Annotated in this window: 1 protein-coding gene and 1 pseudogene; both read right to left on the reverse strand. The window is 49.4% G+C overall.

The window, feature by feature from the left end; all coding sequences use genetic code 11:
* Window positions 1-176: 176 nt before the first annotated feature.
* Window positions 177-1,526 carry a hypothetical protein gene (locus tag KDK14_RS08735; RefSeq protein WP_257264707.1) on the reverse strand — a complete coding sequence of 450 codons (1,350 nt, stop codon included), beginning with the start codon at window positions 1,524-1,526 and terminating at the stop codon, window positions 177-179.
* 493 nt (window positions 1,527-2,019) lie between these two features.
* Window positions 2,020-3,935, reverse strand: a pseudogene (locus KDK14_RS08740) (hypothetical protein); the annotation flags it as partial.

The following is a 3,935-nucleotide window of genomic DNA, read 5'->3' on the forward strand; positions in this document are numbered from 1 at the left end:
AAGAGCTTTTCTTTTCCTTTGTGCTCTTCGTGTGCTTCGTGGTTCAAAGCTTTTGTTTCTGGAATTAATAGGTATATGCCGCTTCTCAGGTTTAACCGGCAAACCCGGTTGACGGGAAGTCAAATGAAGCCCATGACTCTGAAAGAAGGGAAAAATCCCCTTTGATGGTCAGCTACTTATTCATTATCAAATGGTTCAAAAGGCCCATCATCAAATAAGAAGGATTCTCCTTCCCTCTCTTTTTCTTCCCTCTCTTTTTCTTCCTCATCTTTAAGTTGTTTCCTGGTTTTCCTTTTTCTGTCGGATAATCGAATACCGGGGTTTGGCAAAATAATGGGAGGCAGCTGCTTTGCGCCACTTTCCACAGCCAATGGGGGTTGTGCGATATTGGCTAACCCCATGGCAGCAAGCAACTGGTTTAACGACCCCATTACCTGTGGGGAACTGATGGGTGCTGCACTATTATTGTGACTGGTATTGTGACTGGTATTGTGACTGGTATTGTGACCGGTATTAACACCTGCCTTGTTACCTGGCTCAGGGCGACCCACCTCGCTTGCACTTTTACTCCCAACAGGCCCTTCCCGGTTTTTCATCTCACCGTGCCCCTTATTCATCCCGGGCTTTGCTGGAACTGCCAATCCATCATGTTCCATACCCGTGTTGAACACGCTACCGGGCTTTAATAACGCCAGATTGTATTGCCGGTCAATAAGGGCGAGACCTTTCTGTTCAGGGGCGATTTGAGCAGTAATAGCGCACTGATTCAGGAGAGACTCAACTTCTTGCAATAAAGACGGATCGATCTGTGAGTTAGCCTCTTTTAATACCAGCGACAATTTCTCCGCCAATCTGGATAAACCCATCGCTGTGTGAATATCTTCCGGGCGCCCCCGAGACATGAGGCTATTGACAAGATTATCTAATAATTCACTGATTGACTGTCGTTGTGATCGGTGCAAACCCAAGGAAGCGGAGTGATCTTCAGACTCCCCCTGTGCGGCATCAGTGAGTTCAACACTGCCACCGGTTAACAGGGCCATCAGTTGGGCGATTTTTGCTATCACCTCCATTTGTGCAGACGGGTCTTCTGCCAGATCAGGCCTGTTGACCACAAACGACAGGACTTGGGGCATGGGCAAGAGAGCAATGGATCTATCCGGTAATGCCCTCCAGCCAGCGGATGTCAGATTATCCGGACAGACCGTGATGATAACAGCTGGCAACACCGCTTTTGGTAGTGAAGACAGAGCCTGGAATGTAGCTATTGGCTCTTGCCAAACTATTTTTCTCTCAAATATCATCCCGCCTGATGACTTGGCAAAAGGCTGGTCATGAACCATCTTGTACTCGCAATGCTCTGTCAGCCTGACCAGCCTGGAGTTACCCTTGGTGTCAGATACATACAGATTTTTTTCTTTAGTCAGCCCAGTTCGGCTGATCCTGGCTGCCTGGTCACCCGGGGGCGGAAAGTCCGGCACGGGTGGCGTGGGTACCGCCAATTGCATGGATAGAGCTTGTGGCATGGGGCCTCCTGAAGCAGAACACTCTGTCATCTTATTGAGTTCATTATTATTTTTCCCTATATAACTAAGACACCGAAAATCTGGATAAGTTCCATATGGTGGGTCAGTCTATTCTTGGGCAGCCTTTCAGAAAAACGTCTGCGGGTTTATCGAATTCAAATAACCCTGCTTAAATTGCTACGGATTGGCAGGAGAAGCCTGCAACAGAGGGACCGGAAGATTCTGACAGGAAGTTTGTCAACGCTGATTTTATTTGTCGCGAAGCAGACGACAGCTTTACCTGCCCTGCCGGTGAGAAGCAGGTTGTTAACACGGCCAGCAAAGCAAAACACAAGAGCTACCGCGTCAGTAAAGATATCTGCCAGGATTACGGCGGTAGCTCTTGTCTGTTATCTTGCAGAGGAGATCACTCGGCCATAGATAGCAGGTTTGAACAATCAGCCAGATTTCTGCCAGATGCGGCTCCGTAGATGTGGCTGCGAAATAAATCGAGCTACTCGCGAATGGCTCCAAGCCAAAAATGATAACGAATTTGTTGTCGATTTTTGCTGTGCTCAAATTCAAACCCCATTAATGTCTGTTCAGCATACTCAGCACTATCATGTGGATAAGCCCTATCTTTAAGCGCCTGGTAATGCTCTTGCCATTGCGAGCCAGGAATTAACCGGTTAAGCAACAAGCGGCTATCAAAAATAACAGGATACTCGATTTGGCAATCAGCACTTTTCGGCTGCCCCAAAGGCTGTCCTGAAGCGTTAACTCCGATATGCCACCAATTTTCCTGAACATCCAGCCAATACAAGACTTTCTGTTTACGGATACGAAAGGGGTTGCCAGCCGCATGCCGGTCGTTGGTGGCCAACATTGGCTGCTCACTCCATTCTCCGAGACTGTAACCGGCGACCTGATTGTCCCGTGATCTTCTCGTGGGACAATCCGGTGACTGTCCAAGAAGATAATCCCATTGCTTCCGGTGTTCGAGGCTAGTCATTTCCGCCTCTGTGTGATCAGGAGAAATCAGATTGTGCCGGGCATCGAGACGACTCTGCCAGTCTTTCGGAAGAAGCGCCTCCGCCTGATGCGTGGAAAGCAAATAATCAGGATCGCTTTCAACCCCCGGGCGTCGGTAAACCGCTGTTAGCCCGGGGGTTAGAATCTCTCTGATAACGGTGGGCAGCAAACTAATATTATCGGTACTTCCAGATGGCTGCCTGTGGCGCCAGATACGTCCTCCACTTTGAACCACAGACCGCGTGGAAGCCGGTTCAAAAATTCCCCAGTCGAAATCATGGTCTCTGCCTACCTCTTCTACCGGCGTTGCCACCACCATGATCATAATGTTTTGGGCAGAAGAGCTAACCAACAATTCCCGAATCAAAGGAACATCCCAGACGGCCTCCGGTTGTTTTCGGTTAAGGGCTTTATCCAGCCATTGCTCCGTGTGCCAACGAGCCAATGTGGACAATCGGGCATGATAACAGACAACCCGGTGATCCCACTGTTCATCAGTATTCTGTTCACATAACAACCGGCTTATCTGCCAGCAGGGTTTGATGTTGCTGACCCGAATCAAGCCCAGTGATAAATGTTTCCCCGTAACGGGATCTTTTCCGGCAAATTTCTGATGCAGTTTCCGGGCAGCATGATAAATACCCTGAACAAGTTCTTCCATGCCACCGTTGTCAGGCAGTGTCAGCCATTGTATAGACCGTTTAACCGGCACTTCGTCCATGGCTGAAACCAGAGATTTGGCATAGGTCGCTCGTTGCCGGGCAAATTTCTTCTTCAGTACTTCCGGATCAGACAAGTCCGCTTTACGATACCACTTGACTTGGCAAAGTTTCCTGAACTGGCTGAACCAGCCCGTCGCTATTTGGGGAGCTGCCATATCGCGCCTTTGAGCGAAGCCACGGTAACCCTCTGCGTATGCCTGGAACAGGCTTTGTGCTATAGCTGGCGATAAGGTAGCCGAGGATAGCAAGACTCGACGACCAGCCAACCCAGCCAGATAAACCAGTTTACCCAAAGCAACAAGCGCGGTTTCCTCATAGTTATCAATTTCATCAAGTACCAGATCAGCAGACAACACCCGCATTGTCGCAATCAGGTGCCGCCCACGGGTAGCATCGGCGGCCGCTGTAATATGGTCTGCTGTACAGATCAGTACGGGAGCCATCAACAACTGTTTGTGCTTATCCGCACCGGCAAGCATATCGGCAAGCGCTGCGGGTAAAGCATCATCGCAGAGGTCACCGTCAATACTGATTTCATCATCAAACCAGGCGGAACGGCTCTCGCTGCCCTGTTTCTCAACCTCCTCCTGTAACCGGGTCACCAGAGATTCGCCAACCATGGTGGTGACTTGGGAATTGTCTAAAAACAACTTTCCTAATATGGACGGTATTACAC

Origin of the sequence: Endozoicomonas sp. ONNA2, from assembly GCF_024606365.1 — a bacterium.
Classification (GTDB): Bacteria; Pseudomonadota; Gammaproteobacteria; order Pseudomonadales; family Endozoicomonadaceae; genus Endozoicomonas.

What these genes read in the sequence shown, in the direction of transcription:
- KDK14_RS08735 (WP_257264707.1), bottom strand. Translation starts at nt 1,526, where the DNA reads ATGCCACAAGCTCTATCCATGCAATTGGCGGTACCCACGCCACCCGTG.